This is a genomic window from Streptomyces sp. RerS4 (genome assembly GCF_023515955.1).
GTDB lineage: Bacteria > Actinomycetota > Actinomycetes > Streptomycetales > Streptomycetaceae > Streptomyces.
In genome coordinates this window covers 4,831,714-4,850,330 of sequence record NZ_CP097322.1, presented here as the reverse complement: position 1 = coordinate 4,850,330, position 18,617 = coordinate 4,831,714, and the positions used below count along the sequence as shown (strand labels likewise).

General features: G+C 74.2%; 16 protein-coding genes. 5 read left to right on the top strand and 11 right to left on the bottom strand.

Translation table 11 applies throughout. The features are described from left to right. Positions 1 to 129 precede the first annotated feature (129 nt). Positions 130 to 1,035, bottom strand: coding sequence for an aminoglycoside phosphotransferase family protein (locus tag M4D82_RS22635; RefSeq protein WP_249767784.1), 906 nt, complete (start codon positions 1,033 to 1,035; stop codon positions 130 to 132). A gap of 172 nt (positions 1,036 to 1,207) precedes the next feature. Here M4D82_RS22635 and M4D82_RS22630 point away from each other — a divergent pair, with 172 nt between their 5' ends. Next, positions 1,208 to 2,467 (top strand): C40 family peptidase, encoded by a 1,260-nt coding sequence (locus tag M4D82_RS22630; RefSeq protein WP_249767783.1) that lies wholly within the window; start codon positions 1,208 to 1,210, stop codon positions 2,465 to 2,467. On the opposite strand, the gene M4D82_RS22625 is transcribed toward M4D82_RS22630, so the two are convergent. From M4D82_RS22625 to M4D82_RS22605, 5 genes are read right to left on the bottom strand one after another with little or no spacing between them, the layout of a single operon-like run. Beyond that, complete coding sequence (locus tag M4D82_RS22625; protein ID WP_249767782.1) at positions 2,380 to 3,678, bottom strand: styrene monooxygenase/indole monooxygenase family protein; 1,299 nt, start codon at positions 3,676 to 3,678, stop codon at positions 2,380 to 2,382. The genes M4D82_RS22630 and M4D82_RS22625 overlap by 88 nt on opposite strands. A 49-nt stretch (positions 3,679 to 3,727) precedes the next feature. Then, positions 3,728 to 4,324 carry a GTP-binding protein gene (locus M4D82_RS22620; protein WP_249767781.1) on the bottom strand — a complete coding sequence of 199 codons (597 nt, stop codon included), beginning with the start codon at positions 4,322 to 4,324 and terminating at the stop codon, positions 3,728 to 3,730. 19 nt (positions 4,325 to 4,343) lie between these two features. Continuing rightward, a complete protein-coding gene (locus M4D82_RS22615) occupies positions 4,344 to 4,727 on the bottom strand; it encodes a DUF742 domain-containing protein (protein ID WP_249767780.1) in 384 nt (127 codons plus the stop codon). Beyond that, positions 4,724 to 5,203: a roadblock/LC7 domain-containing protein gene (locus tag M4D82_RS22610; RefSeq protein WP_249767779.1), complete on the bottom strand. Its 480-nt coding sequence runs from the start codon at positions 5,201 to 5,203 to the stop codon at positions 4,724 to 4,726. The genes M4D82_RS22615 and M4D82_RS22610 overlap by 4 nt, the downstream gene beginning before the upstream one ends. Then, positions 5,200 to 8,235, bottom strand: a complete 3,036-nt coding sequence (locus M4D82_RS22605) for a sensor histidine kinase (protein WP_249767778.1) — start codon at positions 8,233 to 8,235, stop codon at positions 5,200 to 5,202. Before M4D82_RS22605 ends, M4D82_RS22610 begins: the two co-directional genes overlap by 4 nt. 378 nt (positions 8,236 to 8,613) lie before the next feature. On the opposite strand from M4D82_RS22605, the gene M4D82_RS22600 reads away from it, so the two are divergent. Next, positions 8,614 to 9,390 carry a protein phosphatase 2C domain-containing protein gene (locus M4D82_RS22600; RefSeq protein WP_249767777.1) on the top strand — a complete coding sequence of 259 codons (777 nt, stop codon included), beginning with the start codon at positions 8,614 to 8,616 and terminating at the stop codon, positions 9,388 to 9,390. A gap of 47 nt (positions 9,391 to 9,437) precedes the next feature. On the opposite strand, the gene M4D82_RS22595 is transcribed toward M4D82_RS22600, so the two are convergent. From M4D82_RS22595 to M4D82_RS22575, 5 genes are all read right to left on the bottom strand, one after another. Continuing rightward, entirely contained in the window at positions 9,438 to 9,878 is a 441-nt protein-coding gene (locus tag M4D82_RS22595; protein ID WP_249767776.1) for a MarR family winged helix-turn-helix transcriptional regulator, read from the bottom strand. Between the two features lie 159 nt (positions 9,879 to 10,037). Then, a complete protein-coding gene (lon, locus tag M4D82_RS22590) occupies positions 10,038 to 12,437 on the bottom strand; it encodes an endopeptidase La (protein WP_249767775.1) in 2,400 nt (799 codons plus the stop codon). A gap of 105 nt (positions 12,438 to 12,542) precedes the next feature. After that, the gene (locus M4D82_RS22585; protein WP_249767774.1) at positions 12,543 to 13,319 is read right to left on the bottom strand and encodes a DUF4097 family beta strand repeat-containing protein; all 777 of its coding nucleotides are present in this window, start codon (positions 13,317 to 13,319) and stop codon (positions 12,543 to 12,545) included. Positions 13,320 to 13,419: 100 nt separating this feature from the next. Then, positions 13,420 to 14,310 (bottom strand): sulfurtransferase, encoded by an 891-nt coding sequence (locus M4D82_RS22580; RefSeq protein ID WP_249767773.1) that lies wholly within the window; start codon positions 14,308 to 14,310, stop codon positions 13,420 to 13,422. An 83-nt stretch (positions 14,311 to 14,393) separates the two neighbouring features. After that, positions 14,394 to 15,653 carry a glycosyltransferase family protein gene (locus tag M4D82_RS22575; RefSeq protein ID WP_249767772.1) on the bottom strand — a complete coding sequence of 420 codons (1,260 nt, stop codon included), beginning with the start codon at positions 15,651 to 15,653 and terminating at the stop codon, positions 14,394 to 14,396. Between the two features lie 171 nt (positions 15,654 to 15,824). Here M4D82_RS22575 and M4D82_RS22570 point away from each other — a divergent pair, with 171 nt between their 5' ends. The 3 genes from M4D82_RS22570 (at position 15,825) to M4D82_RS22560 (ending at position 18,415) form a co-directional block, all read left to right on the top strand. Next, positions 15,825 to 16,439: a hypothetical protein gene (locus M4D82_RS22570; protein ID WP_249767771.1), complete on the top strand. Its 615-nt coding sequence runs from the start codon at positions 15,825 to 15,827 to the stop codon at positions 16,437 to 16,439. A gap of 117 nt (positions 16,440 to 16,556) precedes the next feature. Then, positions 16,557 to 17,297 carry a response regulator transcription factor gene (locus M4D82_RS22565; protein ID WP_249767770.1) on the top strand — a complete coding sequence of 247 codons (741 nt, stop codon included), beginning with the start codon at positions 16,557 to 16,559 and terminating at the stop codon, positions 17,295 to 17,297. 65 nt (positions 17,298 to 17,362) lie between these two features. Further along, on the top strand, positions 17,363 to 18,415 hold the full coding sequence (locus M4D82_RS22560; RefSeq protein WP_249772057.1) for a HAMP domain-containing sensor histidine kinase: 1,053 nt from the start codon (positions 17,363 to 17,365) through the stop codon (positions 18,413 to 18,415). Positions 18,416 to 18,617 lie beyond the last annotated feature (202 nt).

The following is an 18,617-nucleotide window of genomic DNA, read 5'->3' as shown; positions in this document are numbered from 1 at the left end:
GGAGCCCCCAGCGCACCGGATCGCTACGCGCTCCCCTCTTCTCGGCGAATGACGACCGTCTTGGGTCGCTGCCCGCCCGTTAGGACGATCAGATCGCACTGGGGAGCACCCTGGCGCATCCGGGCGGGGCTAAATGGGTTGGGCTCGGTCGGAAAGGGCCTGGGAGACGGTTCGGTGGGCTACGGCGGCCAGGGTCGGGTTGGTCTGGCGGTAGTAGTGCTCGGCGGTGAGGCCGAAGGCGAGGGCCCAGCCACGGCCTCGGGCCCACGTGGCGTCGTCCACGGCGGCCGCTTCGCGGAACAGGGGGCGGGTCTCAGGCGTGAGGAGGGTCCAGGCGGCCATCATGTCGCAGGCGGGGTCGCCGATGCCCACGCCCCCGAAGTCGATGACGGCGGCGAGCCGGCCGTCTTGGGCCAGCAGGTTGCCCGGCAGGAGATCACCGTGGAGCCAGACGGGTGCGTCCTGCCACTGCGGGAGCCGAAGGGTCTCCTCCCACAACGCGGTGGCCGCGTCTGCGTCCAGTGTTCCGTCGGCGCCCAGATCGCGGATGGCGGCCCGGACGCCGTCATCACGTGTCGCGACGGGCCCGCCCCGGAAGGACCGAGGACCGCCGGTGGTGTCGATCCGCCTCAGGGCGCTGACGAAGTCACCGAGCCGGACGGCGGCATCGCGCAGATCGGCCGGCGGCTCGTCAAAGAGGTTCTCGCCGTCCAGCCAGCCGTAAACGGACCACGGAAACGCGAAGCCCTCCCCGGGAACACCCTCCCCCAACGGCACCGGAACGGGCAACGGCAGATGGGGAGCGAGGTGGGGCAACCACCGGTTCTCCTTGGCCACTTGCCCCACGGAGTCAGGAATGCGCGGCAAACGCACGGCCAGCTCCGACCCGAGTCGAAACATCGCGTTGTCCGTACCGGCCGACCGCACCTTCACGACGGGCAGATCCGCCCACTGCGGGAACTGTGCGGCAATCAGCCGCCCGACAAGCGCCTCGTCCATGTCGACCTCGTCGGCATGCATCTTCACCGTCGTCATGATCAGCACCGTAGCCACCCCCAAACGCACGCACGAGGCCTTTTCTCCTGATCCCGCCCGCCGGCACCCCGTCGCCCCCACCCCCATCCGGGTGGCAGGTCCCACCCCGCCGCACGGGGTCGGTCGATCGCCTCGGTCTCCGTGGAAGCATCGGGCACCACGGAGGGATTACATGACAAAACGACTATTGCGAGTCGCCTGTCTCGTCACGCTCCTCGTCGCCGCCGGGCCCCCCGGCGCCGTGCGGGCCGACCCCGCCCCGGCGGCCGACCCCATCCCCGCGACCGACCCCGCCCCCGCCCCCGCCCCCGCCGCCGGGCCGCCGGGCGCGGCCGGGGCGCTGCCCGTCGGGCAGTTGTTGGTCCGGCTGCAAGGGCTCTACCAGCGGGCCGAGGAGGCCACTGAGGCCTACAACGCCGCCGAGGTCGCCCTCAAGGCCCGCCAGGGCGAGGAGCAGCGGCTCACCGCCGAGCTCGGGCGGGCCCGTTCCGCCCTCGGTGCCGAGAAGGCGGCCGCCGGGCGGTTGGCCCGCGAGCAGTATCAGAGTGCCCAGGGGTTCTCGCCGTACCTGCGGATGTTGCTCTCCGGCGACCCCCAGCAGGCCGTCGACCAGCGGCGGCTGGCCGCCCGTGAGGGGGCTCGGCGGGCCGGGGTCGTGGCGCGGCTGGAGCGGGGTGAGCAGCGGGCCGGCGTACTCGCGGCCGGGGCCCGTCAGGCCCTCGACGCGCAGCGGGCGCTCGCCGCCGAGCGGAAGCGGCGGCAGGTGGAGGTGGCCGGGCGGCTCAAGGAGGTCGAGGCGCTGCTCGCGGCGCTCACCCCGGAGCAGTTGGCGGGGCTCGGGGCGCGCGAGCGGGCGGTGACGGCGGGGGCGCAGCGGGAGCTGGTGGCCTCGGGCCGGCTGCCGGCGCGGACCGGGACGCCGACGGCGGCCGGTGGGGCGGCGTTGCGGTACGCGGCGGAGCAGATCGGCAAGCCGTACGCGTGGGGCGCGGAGGGGCCGGCGTCGTTCGACTGTTCCGGGCTGACCTCCCGGGCGTGGGAGGAGGCGGGGCGGCCCATTCCGCGGACCAGTCAGGAGCAGTGGGCGCGGCTGCCCCGGGTGCCGTTGGAGGAGCTGCGGCCCGGGGATCTGGTGGTGTACTTCCCTAAGGCCACGCACGTGGCCCTGTACGTCGGGGACGGCAAGGTGATCCAGGCTCCGCGTCCGGGGGCGCGGGTCAAGGTCTCCCCCATCGCGGCGAATCCGCTGCTGGGGGCGGTGCGGCCGGATCCGGAGGGGACTCCGCTGAAGGAGTTCACCCCGCCGCCGCTGCCGCAGGCGGCGACGGCGGGCGACGACGCCGGCTACTCCGCCGAGGCGGCGCCGGACGCCGAGGAGGACGCTGCCGACGAGTCCGCGGACGCCACCGACACCGACACCTCCGCGAGGTAGTCCGCCGCGTCCTCGGGGTCGTAGAAGTACGCGTCGAAGTCGGCCGGGTTGTCGAAGCCGTTGGCGAAACGATTCGCCACCGGCTGGAGCCGCCCGGCCGCGCCGAACAGGTTCAGCACGTGCTCGGGCGGGGCGCCCAGCATCGCGTTGGTCCAGTCGGTGACGGGCTTGCCGGTCGTGAACCAGAACTTGTCGAAGGTGGCCTTCATCCACGCCTCGTCGAACGGCTTGTCGCCGTGCATGAGGATCGAGGAGAGGTACGAGGCCGCGCACTTGGCCGCCGCGTTCGAGCCCTGCCCGGTGATCGGGTCGTTGGTCACGACCACGTCGGCGACGCCCAGGACGAGGCCGCCGCCCGGCAGTCGGCCGATCGGCTTGCGCACGACGGGCGCGTAGCGGCCGGCGAGCGTGCCGCCGGCGTCCGTCAGCTCCACCTTCGTGGCGCGCGCGTACTCCCACGGGGTGAACTTCTCCATGAGCCCCAGCGTCAGCGCCAGGTGCTCGGCGGGGTCCTTGACGCCCGTGAACACGTCGAGCGGGCCGCCCGGGACGCCCTCCCAGAAGAGGATGTCCGCCCGCCCCGACGTGGTGAGGGTCGGCATGACGAACAGTTCGCCGACGCCCGGGACCACGTTGCAGCGCACGGCCTCGGTGTCCGGGTGCTCGGGGCGCGGCCCGAGCCCGTGCACGTAGGAGACGGCCAGCGCGCGCTGTGGGGTGGTGTGCGGGGAGCGGGCCGCGTCCCGGTCGAACAGGGACACCAGCTCGCCCTTGCCGGCGGCGACGAGCACGAGGTCGTACGTGCGGGAGAAGTAGTCGAGGTCGGCGACCGAGGCGCCGTGGACGACGAGTTGGCCGCCGCGCTGGGTGAAGACGTCGAGCCAGCCGGCCATCTTGACGCGCTGGTCCACGGACTGGGCGTAGCCCTTGAGCCGGCCGAGCCAGTCGATCGCGCGGGAGGCGTCGGGGGCGGCGACGGAGAGGCCGACGCCCTGGATGCGGGGGGCCTGCCGCTCCCAGAAGTTCAGTTGGAGGTCGCGCTCGTGCTGGAGCGCGGTGTCGAACATGCACTGCGTGGACATGACCCGCCCGGTGCGGATCTCGTCCGCCGTCCGGTTGGACATGAGGGTGACCTCGTAGCCCTTCGCCTGGAGGCCGAGGGCCAGCTGAAGGCCGGACTGGCCCGCCCCCACGACAAGTATCCTGCGCATTTCACGTTCTCCATCTGGGCGGCGCCGGGGAGGTCGGCGACGGCTTCGGCTATTCGGGGGTCTGGTCCAGCGCGTGGCCCACCAGGGTGAGCAGCGACTCCACGACCGTGTCCCGGCGCCGCGCGTCCATGATCACGACGGGTACGGCGGGCGGGATGGTGAGCGCCTCGCGCACGTCCTCGACGTCGTAGGAGCGGGAGCCCTCGAAGTGGTTGACGGCGATCGCGTACGGGAGCCCGCAGCTCTCGAAGTAGTCCAGCGCGGGGAAGCAGTCCCTCAACCGGCGGGTGTCGGCCAGGACGAGCCCGCCGATGGCGCCGCGTACGAGGTCGTCCCACATGAACCAGAACCGCTCCTGGCCCGGCGTCCCGTACACGTACAGCACGAGGTCGTCGTCCAGGGTGATGCGGCCGAAGTCCATGGCCACGGTCGTGGTGCTCTTGTCCGGGGTCCCGCTCAGGTCGTCCGTGGGGACGCTCGCCTGGGTCATCACCGCTTCGGTGCGCAGCGGGGTGATCTCCGAGACGGAGGAGACGAAGGTGGTCTTGCCGACGCCGAAGCCGCCGGCGACGAGCACCTTGACGGCGACGGGCGCGCGCGAGCGGTCGTACTGCCAGGGCTGGACGGGGTCGTCGTCCGGGAGCACGGCCGGCTCCGCGACGGGTTCAGAGACGGCGAAGACCACTGAGCACCCTTTCCAGCAGTGCGCGCTCGGGACGGCCGGTGCCGTGCCCGCCGCCGTAGACGCGGATCCGGCCCTGGTCGGCGAGGTCGCTGACCAGGACCCGGACCACACCGAGCGGCAGCTTCAGCAGGGCGGATATCTCGGCGATGGTGCGCATGCGGCGGCACACCTCGACGATGGCGCGCATCTCGGGCATCCGGTCGGGCGTCTTGGCCGGGCCGCTGTCCAGGGTCGCGACGAACGTCTCCACCAGCAGCACCTGCGGGAAGCGGGTGCGACCGCCCGTCAGGGAGTACGGGCGGACGCGGGCGGGGCGCCGGTCGGCGCCGCGTATCGGCAGCCGGTCGGAGGCCGTACTCCTCACGGGGTCTTCTCCATCGACTGGCGCAGCTCACTGCGGACTTCGGGGGTCAGGACGTGGCCGGCGCGGCCGACGAACAGGGCCATGTGATAGGCGACGACGCTCATGTCGCAGTCGGGCGTGGCGTGGACGCCCAGCAGGGAGCCGTCGCTGATGGCCATGACGAACACGGAGCCGTTCTCCATCGCGACCATGGTCTGCTTGACGGTGCCGTACTCCATGAGGGCGGCGGCGCCGGTGGTGAGGCTGCCGAGCCCGGAGACGATGGTGGCGAGGTCCGCGGAGGCGCCGCGGGGGCCCCGGGGGCGGCTCTCGCCGGCCGGCTGCGCGGCTCCTGGTTCGGAGGAGAGCAGCAGTAGCCCGTCCGAGGACACGACGGCCACGGAGTTGACGCCGGGCACCTCCTCGACCAGGTCGGTCAGCAGCCATTGCAGGTTGCGGGCCTGGGTGCTCAGTCCGTACGTACTGGGCGCGGTCATGTGCGTGCCTCCTGTGCGGTGTCCCCCTGGTCGGTCTGCCCCTGCCCCTGTTCCCGCGCGAGTTCGGCGGCCACGACGCGCCGCCCGTCCTGGGCGCCCTGGTAGAAGCCACCGAGCCGGCGGCGCAGTTCCTCGGCGTCCACCCGGCGCGGCGGCTCGGGGCTGGTCGCGGCGGGGCGGGCGACGGGGGCCTTGCCGGCGCGCGGGGTGCGCTTGGGCAGGCCCTTGTCGGTGACGGCCTCCGCGTCGTGGCCGGGGTGGCTGCCCTGACGCGGGACGAAACCGTCGTCGGCGTCGGCGGCCCGCCGGTGGGCGGACTGCTCGGCGTCGGAGACGGGGAGGGGGACGGGGACGCTCTGGGTCGGCGCGTCCGCCTCGAAGGCCTCGGCCAGCGGGACCACCCGGGCCTGTTCCTCGGGCACCTGGAGGGGCTCGACGGGCTCGGGGGTCGGCTCGGGCGCGTCGGGGTCGGGTACGACGCGGGCGAGGAGTTCCTCGGCCGCGTCGGGGACCTCGGGTGCGTCCGGGGCGTCGGTGGGTTCGGCGGCGGGCTCCGGCTCGACGGCGGCCTCGGGCTCGGCCTCGGCTTCCGCTTCGGGCGCGAGCGCGGTGAACACCTGGTCCGCGGGCGGCAGCGTCTCGGCGTCGAGGTCGGCGGCGGCGGCCGCCCGCGCGGCGTCCTCCTGCGCGCCCCTGGCCAGGACGGAGTCCAGGTCCATGCCGAGGCCCATGTCGAGGTCGACGTCAAGGTCGAGATCGGCGTCGGCGTCGGCGTCGGCGTCGAGATCGGCGTCGAGGTCGAGAGCGCCGTCCGGCTCGGCGTCGGGCGCGGTACCGGCCTGCGGCGCCGGCACGGTGTCCGTCGCGGCCGCCGGCTCCGGGCGCAGGCGCGGCGGGAGGGTGTTCTCGTTGGCCTCGGCGACCACGCCGGGCAGCTGGTACGCGGGCAGGCCCGAGGCGTCCAGGCTGTGCACCGGGGAGACCGGCGGGGTGGCCGGCAGCAGGGCGGCCGGGATCACGACCAGGGCCTCGGTCCCGCCGTGGCGGCCGGCGCGCAGCTCGGCGGTGACGCCGTGGCGGGCGGCCAGCCGGCCGGCGACGTACAGGCCGAGTCCCAGGCCGTGTTCGGCTTCGGGTTCCTCGTCGTAGGCGTCGGGCGTGGACAGGCGGGCGTTGAGCGAGGCGAGCCGGTCCTCGGTGACGCCGATGCCGGTGTCCACGACGGACAGCGTCACGTCGCCGGAGTCCAGGACGCGGCCGGAGACCTTCACCTTGGCGTCCGGCGGGGAGAAGGTGGTGGCGTTCTCCAGCAGTTCCGCGAGGACGTGCGAGATGTCGTCGGCGGCGTGGCCGGCGACCTGCGTGAACGAGGGGAGGGCCGCGAGGTCGACGCGCTCGTAGCGCTCGATCTCGCTGACGGCCGCCCGCATGACGTCGACCAGCGGGACGGGCAGGCTCTGGCCGTGGCCGTGTTCCTGTCCGGCGAGGACGAGCAGGTTCTCGTTGTGGCGGCGCATGACCGTCGCGAGGTGGTCCAGCTTGAAGAGGGTGGCGAGCCGGTCGGGGTCGCCCTCCTTGGACTCCAGGTCCTCGATGACCGCGAGCTGGCGTTCGACCAGGCCGAGGGTGCGCAGGGACAGGGAGACGGAGGTGGTCGACATGATGCGGCGGTGCTCTTCGAGGCCCGCGCGCAGCTCGGCGATTTCGCGCTCCATGGCCGCGCGGCCGGAGGCGAGTTCGCTCTCCAGGGCCTCGCGGCCGGTGGAGAGGGCTTCGTTGCGGCCGATGAGGCGGCGGCGGTCGGCGTCGAGTCCGGCGACGCGGGTGTGCAGGGCGACCGTCTGGTCGCGTACCGCGTTCAGGTGGCGGACGACCTCGGCGAACTCGTCGTTGCGTCCGGTGAAGCGGACGGGTTCGGTGGAGCCCTCGGCGGTGGTCAGCCGTTCGGCGCCGCGCCGCAGGACCGACAGCGGGCGGGTGAGGGAGCGGGCGACGGCGGTGGAGAAGCCGACGACGAAGAGGAAGAGGACGCCGAGCCCGGCGACGAGGAGTTCCAGTCGGGTGACGTCGTCGTCGCGCAGGGTGGCGAGGGCGTTCGCGCGCTGGCCGGCGAGGGTGGACTCGACGGACCGCATGCGGTCGACGCGCGCGGTCAGGGCGGTGCCGACGGCGCCGGCGTCGACCTTGCGGTCGGCGGGGGTCAGGACGGGCCGGTCGGTGAGCCGCTTGAGGTAGTCGTCAGCGGTCTTGACCTCGGGGCCGGTGACGGTGGCGGCGAGGGTCTGCCGTACGTCGGGGCGCGCGGCGCGCGCGAAGTCGTCGAGGGCGGCCTGCTCGCGGACGCGGGCCCGCTGGGAGGCGGTGGTGAGTTCGTCGACGATCGCCGCGTTCGGGGGCTGTTCGCCGCGCGGGACGGCCAGTGCGGCGAGCAGCAGGCCGCGGGTGGCGGCGGCCTGTTCGACGGCCCGGCCGAGCGGGGTCAGGGGGCGGGTGACGGCGAGGGCGGCCTCGGCGCGCGGCGGGGTGAGTTCGGCGAGCCGGTCGCCGGGGGCGAGGAGTTCGTCCATGAGGCCCGCGTAGGCCTGGTGGGCGGCGAGGGCGCTGCCCTTGCCGTCGACGGCCTCGGCGCGGACGGCGGCGACCTTGCCGAGGGCGCGGGTGAGGTCCTCGTCGGCTTCGGCCTTGAGTTCGCCGATCTGTCGGTCGGTCCGACCGGTGCGCTCGTCGACGGGGCCCTTGGCGCCGCCGGGCCGCCCCTTGGCCACGTACTCGACGACGGCGTCGCGCTCGTCGCCGAGGAGGTGGGCCAGGGTGAGGGCCTGCTGTGACTGCTGCGCGAGGGTGACCAGGCGCTGGGAGTCGTTCAGTTCCCTCGTGGCGGAGACGACAGCGGGGGTGCCTGCCGCGAGGACGGTGAGTCCGGCGACGGCCACTCCGACCACCAGCCGGCTGCGGACGCGTACGCGTCTGCCCTCCCGGGTGGGTCCGTCGGCGCTGGCGGTGCCGTTCTTCCGAGACCGCTTCTTCTGCACCGGTGCTCGCAATCCTGTACGTGTGCTCGTGCTCGTCTACTCGTGTGGCCGAGGTAACGGCCGGTCAACAAGTAAACGCCCCCTGCCCCCTCGTACCGCCTCAGACCTTCGCAGTGTGTTGGGAGGAGAGCCGCCCATCGCCCACGCGGCCACTCGAAGGAGTGAACATCACGGAGGAGTGGCCGACCAACTCGGACATCCCGCGTCAGGGGCCCGTCGTGGGCGGGTGGTTGAAAGATCGAGCCGGGCTTTGGCAATATGCCCGCCCACATCGCGGCCGGACCGTCGGTAACGCCGTCCCGGAGCGCTCCCGTCCGCCCCGCACATTGGTACGTACCTACTCGGCGTCGGCCCGGTGCCGGCGGGGAGAATGACCGCATGCGCATCGACCTGGCCACGGCCCCCGGCAACCCGGAACGCCCCAATGAGGATTGGGTGTCGGCCGCGACACCTGCGTCGGGAGGCGGCGTCCTGGTCGTCCTCGACGGGGTGACGCCGCCGCGCGGCGGTGACGACGGCTGCGTCCACGGAGTGGCCTGGTTCTCGACCCGTTTGGGCGGCCGATTGACCGAACTGTCCGGATCGCGGCGGGACATGCCGCTGGACCGGATCCTCGCCGAGGCCATCACGGACACCGCCGACGCCCACCGCGACAGCTGTGACCTTTCTCACGTCCGCACCCCGCAGGCGACGGTGGTCGTAGTGCGCTGGGACGAGGCGTACGTGGAGCACCTGGTGCTCTCCGACTCGGTGCTCCTGCTGCGCGGACCCGGCGGCGTGGTGACGGCGGTGCTGGACGACCGGCTGGACCGGATCCCGCGCGAGGTGCTCGGCTCCACGGCCGCCACCGACGCGCTGCGCAACGCGGCCGGCGGCTTCTACACGGCGGCCGCCGACCCGGAGGTGGCGGCCCGTGCGGTGATCGGGCGCACCCCGCGCGGGGAGGTCCGGGCGCTGGCCGCGCTCACGGACGGGGCGAGCCGGTGGACGGACACGTTCGCGGAGGGCGACTGGGCCGAGTGCCTGGACGTGCTGCGCAAGGAGGGCGCGGAGGGGCTGATCGGCCGGGTCCGCGCCATCGAGTCCGACCCGCTGCGCCCGTCGGCCCGCCGCAAGCGGCACGACGACGCCTCGGTGGTCTACGCGGAGCTCTGAGCGGAGCGGAGCTTTGACCGGAGCGGAGCTCTGAGCGGAGGAGGTTGTCACTCCTCGCCGGAGTTCAACTGGTGTAGCAGTCGCGCCAGTTCCGCGACCTCGCCGCGGTCCCAGTCGGCGAGCTTGCGCATGTACCGCTCGCGCCGGGCGCCCCGGACCCGCAGGAAGCGCTCGCGCCCTTCCTCGGTGAGTCCGATGAGGAAGGCGCGGCCGTCGGCCGGGTCGGGCTCGCGGGCCACCAGGCCGAGGACCTCCAGGGCGCGCAGCTGGCGGCTCATGGTGGCCTTGCCGACGCCGAAGTAGGCGGCGAGTTCGGTGGCCCGCTGGCGGCCGGCGGCCTCCAGCCGTACGAGGAGCCCGTACGCGGCCGGCTCCAGCTCGGGGTGGAGGGCGCGGGCCATCTCGCCGGAGGAGGCGCGGGCCCGCCGGAGGAAGACGGACAGTTCCCGCTCCAGGGCAAGGAACTCCTGGTCTTCGCTCCCGTGCACGTCCCGCTCCGTTTCGTGATGCCTCTGGGTGAGTCCTGGTGGGTCGGGTGGCGTGGGGCCTCCCGGTACGGAGGTCAGTATTTCGCAGCGGGTACGGCGGGGGCCCGGGGCCCCGCCGAAGCGGGTGCCCCGGGCCCGGGGAGGTGGGTGCCGCGCGGGTCAGGCGGCCTTGCTGAAGGAGACCACCGCCGGGGCGAGGGCCAGTTCCAGGACCTGGCGCACGTCCGTCACGGGGTGGACCTCCAGCCCCTCCAGCACCTCGGCCGGGACGTCGTCGAGGTCGGCCTCGTTGCGCTTGGGGATGATCACGGTGGTCAGGCCGGCCCGGTGCGCGGCGAGCAGCTTCTGCTTGACCCCGCCGATGGGCAGGACGCGTCCGGTGAGGGAGACCTCGCCGGTCATGGCCACGTCGGTGCGCACCTGGCGGCCCGACAGCAGCGAGGCCAGCGCGGTGGTCATGGTGATGCCCGCGCTCGGCCCGTCCTTGGGCACGGCTCCGGCCGGGAAGTGGATGTGCACGCCCCGCTCCTTGAGGCCGGTGACCGGGAGTTCCAGTTCGGCGCCGTGGGAGCGCAGGAAGCTGAGCGCGATCTGCGCCGATTCCTTCATGACGTCGCCCAGCTGGCCGGTGAGGGTGAGCCCGGCGGCGCCGGTCTCGGGGTCGGCGAGGGAGGCCTCGACGAAGAGCACGTCGCCGCCCGCGCCGGTCACGGCGAGGCCGGTGGCCACGCCGGGTACGGCCGTACGCCGCTCCGCCGGGTCCTGGGCGGACTCCGGGACGTGGTGCGGGCGTCCGAGCAGGCCGCGCAGGTCGTCGGCGCCGATGGAGAACGGCAGCTCCCGCTCGCCCAGCTCGTGCTGCGAGGCCACCTTGCGCAGCAGGCGCGCGATGGACCGCTCCAGGGTGCGCACGCCGGCCTCGCGGGTGTATTCGCCGGCGAGCTTGCGCAGGGCGTCCTCCTTCAGCTGGACCTCGTCGGCGCCGAGCCCGGCGCGGTCCAGCTGGCGGGGCAGCAGGTGGTCGCGGGCGATGACGACCTTCTCGTCCTCGGTGTACCCGTCGAGCCGGACGAGTTCCATGCGGTCGGCGAGCGCCTCGGGGATGGCCTCCAGGACGTTGGCGGTGGCGAGGAAGACCACGTCGCTGAGGTCGAGCTCCACCTCCAGGTAGTGGTCGCGGAAGGTGTGGTTCTGCGCCGGGTCCAGGACCTCCAGCAGGGCGGCGGCCGGGTCGCCGCGGAAGTCGGAGCCGACCTTGTCGATCTCGTCGAGGAGCACGACCGGGTTCATGGACCCGGCCTCCTTGATCGCGCGGACGATGCGGCCGGGCAGCGCGCCGACGTAGGTCCGCCGGTGGCCGCGGATCTCGGCCTCGTCGCGGACACCGCCGAGGGCGACGCGGACGAACGTGCGGCCCATGGCGTGCGCGACGGATTCGCCGAGGGAGGTCTTGCCGACGCCGGGCGGGCCCACGAGGGCGAGGACGGCGCCGCCCCGGCGGCCGCCGATGACGCCCATGCCGCGCTCGCCGCGCCGCTTGCGGACGGCGAGGTACTCGGTGATGCGGTCCTTGACGTCCGCGAGGCCCGCGTGTTCGGCGTCGAGGACGGCGCGGGCGCCCTGGATGTCGTACCGGTCCTCGGTGCGCTCGTTCCAGGGCAGTTCGAGGACGGTGTCGAGCCAGGTGCGGATCCAGGAGCCCTCGGGGGACTGGTCGCTGGAGCGCTCCAGCTTGTCGACTTCCTTGAGGGCGGCCTCGCGGACCTTCTCGGGCAGGTCGGCGGCCTCGACGCGGGCGCGGTAGTCGTCGGACTCCTCGCCCTCCTTCTCGCCGCCCAGCTCGCGCAGTTCCTTGCGGACGGCTTCCAGCTGGCGGCGCAGGAGGAACTCGCGCTGCTGCTTTTCGACGCCGTCCTGGACGTCCTTGGCGATGGACTCGGCGACGTCCTGTTCGGCGAGGTGGTCGCTGAGCGCCTTGACGGCGAGCTTGAGGCGGGCGACCGGGTCGGCGGTCTCCAGCAGCTCGACCTTCTGGGCGACGGTCAGGAACGGGGAGTAGCCGGAGTTGTCGGCGAGGGCGGAGACCCCCTCGATCTGCTGGACCCGGTCCACGACCTGCCAGGCGCCGCGCTTCTTGAGCCAGCTGGTGGCGAGGGCCTTGTACTCCTTGACGAGCTCGGTGACGGAGCCGGGCAGGGGGTCGGGGAGCGCTTCCACGACGGTCTCCCCCTCGACCCAGAGCGCCGCGCCGGGGCCGGTGGTGCCGGCGCCGATGCGGACCCGGCCGCGGCCGCGGACCAGGGCGCCGGGGTCGCCGTCGGAGAGCCGCCCGACCTGTTCGACGGTTCCGAGCACTCCGGTGCCGGCGTACGTTCCGTCGACGCGCGGTACGAGCAGGACCCGGGGCTTGTCCCCGCTGCCCGCGGCGGCCTGCGCGGCCTCGACGGCGGCGCGCACCTCCGCGTCGGACAGTTCGAGCGGGACGACCATGCCGGGCAGTACGACCTCGTCGTCAAGCGGCAGCACGGGCAGGGTGAGCGTTACGGACGTCGAAGCCATGATCTTCCCTCCGGCAGTGAAGTTGAGCTATGTCGACTCAATGGTTCTGCGCCCGACAATGTTCCCCAACTCCCGTTCGCCGGGGGCGAACAACGCAGGGACCACTCAGACGGCGGACACCCGGATGTCGCCCGAGGTGGTGCGCACGGTGAGGCCGGAGGGGGCGGTGGGGGTGGCGGGGAGGGTGAGGTCGCGGCTGCCCGAGTTCGTGGAGGTCTCCAGGCGGTACGGGGCCGACGGGACCTTCAGGGTGACGTCGCCGGAGCTCGCGGTGACCGACACCGCGGCGGGCGCCCGCGTGAAGTCCAGGGTCGCGTCGCCCGAGCCCGAGCGCACCGCGGTCTCGGCGGCGTCGAGGGCCGTGCCGGTGATGTCACCGGAAGAGGTACGGATCTTCAGTGGCCCCGTGACGCGCTCGGCCCGTACGTCGCCGGAGCTCGACTCCAGCTCGGCGGCGCCGACGCCCGTCACGGTGATCCGACCGCTGCTGTTGGTGACCTTGACCTTCGCCGAGGCCGGCACCTCCAGGCGGTAGTCGACCCGGCACGTGCCCGCGCAGCCCTCGGTGAACGTCAGCACCCCGCCGGACACGCTCTGACCGGGCCGGGGCACGGCGTCGCCCCGGTAGTGCACGGTGCGGCGGATGCTCACCCCGGGCCCGCCGCCCGTGGTGACCTCGACGTCGCCGCTGCGGGCGTCGAGGACCTCCACCGCCGTGACCGCCTCGGCGACCGTGGCGTCGGCGGCGACGCTCTTGGTCGCGACCCGCTCCACCGGGGAGCAGGCCGTCACCAGCAGGGCGGCCGCCGACAGGGTGACGGCGAAGGCGGCGGCGGCCAGGGGCGTGCGGGCGGGGCGGTCTGACGGGGTGTGGGATGCCATGCCGTCAGTCTGGCCGGGGCCGTCACGCTCCGCGCTGGTGCCGGTACCCGAGCCGGTGGTGGGGTTATCCCCCGGCCCGGACACCCGCGGACCAGCAGTTCTACGCGCGGCCCGTGGCCACCGGCCGCGCCGGCGAGGGCAGGCCCCACTCGCTCCAGGAGCCGTCGTAGACCGCCGTGTCGCGGTGGCCCGCGAGCGTCGCGCCCAGCGCGAGGACGCAGGCCGTGACCCCGGAACCACAGCTGAAGTAGAGCCGCTCCCGGTCCCCGGCGGCCCGCGCGAAGGCCTCGCGCAGCTCGGCGGCCGGCCGCATCAGGCCGTCGGGGCGCAGGAGTTCCCCGAAGGGCAGGTTCACCGCGCCCGGCATGTGGCCGCCGCGCAGCCCCGGCCGGGGCTCCGGGGCGGTGCCCTCGAAGCGGCCGGGGGTGCGGGCGTCGAGCACCGCCGCCGCCGGATCGGTCAGGGCCCGCGCGACGGTGTCGGCGTCGACCAGCAGCCCGGTACGGGGTCGGGCGGTGAAGGAGCCGCGCGGGCCCTCGTAGGCCGCCGGGCGGTCCTCGACGGGCAGGCCGGCGGCGCGCCAGGCCGGCAGTCCCCCGTCCAGGACGGCCGCGCGGTCGAAGCCCATGGCGCGCAGCATCCACCAGGCGCGGGCGCTGGAGTAGATCCCGGCGGCGTCGTAGACGACCACCGCGTCCGTGTCGTCGACGCCGAGCTCCCGCAGGGCCTCGGCGAACCGGTCCGCCCCGGGCATCGTGTGCGGGGCGGCGGCGTCGTGGTCCGACAGGGCCCCGTCGAGGTCGAACGGCCGGGCGCCCGGCAGCCTCGGGGAGCCGCCCCGGTGCGCGCCGACGGAGGCGTCGAAGAGGACGAGGCCGGGCGCGCCGAGGTGCTCCGCGAGCCGCTCGACGCCGATCAGCGGCCCGGACAAGGCCACCGGCGCGGGCGCCGCCCCGACGGCGGGGTTCTCGGACGGTGTCAACGGGGTCATACGGCGAAACCTCCTGGGGCGTGGCGGACGGGCGGCCCGCCGCTCATCCTCGCGTACTCGACGGCGCTCCTCCGGGGCGGAGTTCAGCCGCAGTCGCCGGGGCGGGCGTACACCACGATCCGGGCTCCGCGGACGGCGGTCTCGGAGCAGCGTTCGAAGGAGGCGGCCAGGGTGTCGCGTTTGGCCGCCTCGGCGGGGTAGGGGTCCAGCGGTTGTCCCACCGGGTCCAGCAGGGCCACCACCCGGGGCGAGCGGAGCAGGGCCTCGCGGATCCGCTCGGGCGGCAGTTCGGTGCCGTGGAGGCTGCGCGAGGCCGCCGGGCCGCGGTCGAGGGCGACGTCGCGCAGGCCCGCGTAGAGGTCCGGGGAGGACAGCAGCCACTCGCGCCGGCGCGACGGCATGAACAGCACCGCGTCCCCGGGCCGGGCCCGCTCCCGGACGGCGGCGGCGACGGCGAGCACGTCGTCCTTGCGGGCCTCGGGGGTGCGCAGCCGGACGGACCACCAGCCGGCGGGCACCAGCAGCGCGGCGACCAGCAGCCACGGCCACCAGGACCGGGTCCGGGCGAGCCGCGCCCCGATGAGCAGGGCGGGCCCGGCCAGCGCGTAGAGGACGTACCGGTCGACGTACCAGGGGTGGACGAGGGAGACCGCCATCAGCAGCCCGGCCGGCAGCAGGGCGAGGGGGACGGCGACGCGGACCAGCTCGCGCTGCGCGCAGCCCCGGGCGAGGAGCAGGACGGCCGCCGCGAGGACCCCGTAGGCCAGCCAGTCCTGCCAGCTCGGCCGCCCGAGCCAGCCCAGCTGCGCCTGCGCCTGCCGGGCGCTGACCAGCGCCAACGGCAGCAGTCCGGCGCAGACCGCGGCGGCGCTCCACCGCCAGCCGCGCGCCCGGTGGGCGGTGGGCGCGTGCGCGAGGAGGGCGAGGACGGCGAACTCGTGCAGCCAGCAGCCCAGCAGCAGCACCACCCCGTAGGCGACCCACCGCTCGCGCAGCATCAGGTAGGTCGCCCACGCCACGGCGGCGGAGACCAGCGCGTACGAGCGACCTTCCTGCGCGTACATCTGTACGGGCGGCAGCACGGCGTAGGCGCAGCCGGCGATCAGCGCGGCCCGCTCGCCGGCGAGGCGGTGCGCGACGGCGGCCACCCCGGCGGCGGCGAGGGCCGTGGCGACGACGGACGGCAGGCGCAGGGCCCACAGGCCGCCGTCCCAGAGGGCGAACACCCCGTGCATGAGGAGGTAGTGGAGGCCGTGGACGGCGTCGACCTGTCCGAGGAGTCCGCCCAGCTCGGGCAGGGGGCGGTGGGCGACCTGCCAGGTGGTGGACTCGTCGCGCCACATGCTGCCGCCGCCGGGACCGCGTTCGAGGCCGACGACACCGAGGACGAGGGCGAGGAGCGGGGGCAGCGCGCGCCAGGGGGCCAGGTGGCGGATGACGGTCTCCGGGGTGCTTTCCGTAGCGGGGTGGGGACTCCATACTCGGGGTTCGGTGCGGGACCCGCGGAGGTGGGTGTGCGAACGGTGCGGACGGCGGGAGCGGTACGGGCGCCACGGGCGGCCGGTGCGGTGGCGGCGACCGCGCTGGCGGTGGCGCTGCTGGGCGGCTGCGGGCGGCGGCGCCCGGAGCCCGCCGGGTCGTCGTCCCGGCCGTCCGGGAGCCCCGGCGCCCCCGCGAGGGCGACGCCCACAACCCCCACGACGCCCACGCCCACGACGCCCACACCTCCCGCCGGCAGCCCCGGCCCCACGGGCTCGCCCGCGCCCTCGGCCTCCCCCGAGTCCCGGACCGAGCACCTCGTCACGGTGATCCGTACCGGCGGCTTCGCCGGCCGCTCCAGGGGGCTGCTGGTCCGGGCCGACGGCTCGTGGACCCTGGTCGACGGCAAGGCCGAGGTGCTGAAGACCGGGCGGCTGACGGGGGCCGCCCTGGCGGACCTGCGTCGGGCGCTGGGCGAGGCGGACTTCGCCCGCCTGCCCCGGGAGGCGAAGGCCGATCCGCCCGTGTACGACGGATTCGCGTACGCCTTCACCTACGGCGGCCACACCGTGCGCGGCGACCAAGGGGCGCTCGCTCCGGCCCTGGAGAAGGTACTCGACCGGCTCCCGGCCTTCGACGCGGCCCCGTAGGAGAGTTGGGCGTCCCCGGGCGTCAGCCCGCATCCCCCTGTCCGAACCCCGCATGGCCGCAGGCCGGTGCCTCCTCTACGCTGCACCCCTATCACGCGGGATCTTCAGGGGCGGGACATGGAACAGACACACACCACCCACAACGGCGCCGCGGCCACCCCCGGCGCCCAGCGGCGCGTGCTCGTGGTCGAGGACGACCGCACCATCGCCGACGCCATCGCGGCCCGGCTGCGCGCCGAGGGCTTCCAGGTGCAGACGGCGTACGACGGGCCGGCCGCCGTGGCGGCGGCCGAGAGCTGGCTGCCCGAGCTGCTGGTGCTGGACGTCATGCTGCCCGGCTTCGACGGGCTGGAGGTGTGCCGGCGCGTGCAGGCGCAGCGGCCGGTCCCGGTGCTGATGCTGACGGCCCGGGACGACGAGACCGACATGCTGGTCGGGCTCGGCGTCGGGGCGGACGACTACATGACGAAGCCGTTCTCGATGCGGGAGCTGGCCGCGCGGGTGCACGTCCTGCTGCGCCGGGTGGAGCGGGCCACGCTGGCCGCGACCGCCCCGCGCGGGGCCCTGCTGCGCCTCGGCGATCTGGAGATCGACCACGCGCAGCGCCGGGTCCGGGTGCAGGCGGAGGACGTGCACCTGACGCCGACCGAGTTCGACCTGCTGGTGTGCCTGGCGGGCACGCCGCGCGCGGTGCTCTCGCGCGAGCAGCTGCTCGCGGAGGTGTGGGACTGGGCCGACGCGTCGGGGACCCGTACGGTCGACAGCCACATCAAGGCGCTGCGCCGGAAGATCGGCGCCGAGCGGATCCGTACGGTCCACGGCGTCGGGTACGCCCTGGAGACCCCGGCGCAGTCGTGAGCGCGGGACGCGATCGAGGGCGCGGCGTCAGCCGCTCCGGTGGAGCCGGTGCTCGCACCGGGGGGCTGCGGCCCTTCTCGCCGTTCTCGATCAAGACGAAGCTGGGCACGCTCGTCGTGGTGTCGGTGTTCATCACGACGGGGCTGCTGCTGGTGGCCCTGCGCACCGATACCGAGCTGCGGTTCATCACGGTCTTCTCGGTGATCGCCTCGATGCTGATCACGCAGTTCGTGGCGCACGGACTGACGGCGCCGCTGGACGACATGACGACGGTGGCGCGGGCGATATCCCACGGGGATTACACGCGCCGGGTGCGCGGGGCGGGCCGCCGCGACGAGCTGGGCGATCTGGCCGTCACGATCAACCTGATGGCGGACGATCTGGAGGCCGTGGACAGGCACCGTAGGGAACTGGTCGCGAACGTCTCGCACGAACTGCGGACGCCGATCGCGGCGCTGCGGGCGGTGCTGGAGAACGTGGTGGACGGGGTGTCGAACGCCGATCCGGAGACCATGCGCACGATGCTGAAGCAGACGGAACGCCTGGGCCGGCTCGTGGAGACCCTGTTGGACCTGTCCCGCGTGGACAACGGGGTCGTGCCGCTGCGGGCCCGCCGCTTCGAGGTGTGGCCCTACCTGTCGGGGGTGCTCAAGGAGTCGGGCCTCGCGGCGGCGGGCCGGCCGGGGCTGTCCACCGGTTCGGGCGGGCACACCCGCAACGACGTGCACCTGCACCTGGACGTGTTCCCGTCGGAGCTGACGGCGTACGCGGACGCGGAGCGGCTGCACCAGGTGGTGGCCAACCTGATCGACAACGCGGTCAAGCACAGCCCCCCGCACGGTCGGGTCACCGTCCGGGCGCGGGCGGGCGACGCGCCGGGGAGCCTGGCCCTGGAGGTCGTCGACGAGGGCCCCGGGATCCCGGAGGCGGAGCGCCACCGGGTCTTCGAGCGGTTCAACCGGGGGTCCTCCGGGGGCGGCGACGGGGGCACCGGTCTGGGGCTGGCGATCGCCCGCTGGGCCGTTGGCCTGCACGGAGGCCACATCGGCGTGGCCGAATCGGCCCGGGGGTGCCGCATCCTCGTCACCCTTCCGGGCAGCTCGCCGGCCTCGTCTTGACGTAGGGTTCGAGTCGTAAGGACATGATCTCGGCCACATGTGCCCGCGATCGTCAGGGGTGCGAAGCCAGGGGGCCGCAACCTGGCTGTTCCCTACCCGAACCAGGCTGGTTTCCCGCCATTCCAGGCGGCGAAACCCGCCGTTCGGTGTGACCTGCACGACGGAAGTACCGCCCGGCCTGCATCACACCGTCCGGGAGGCG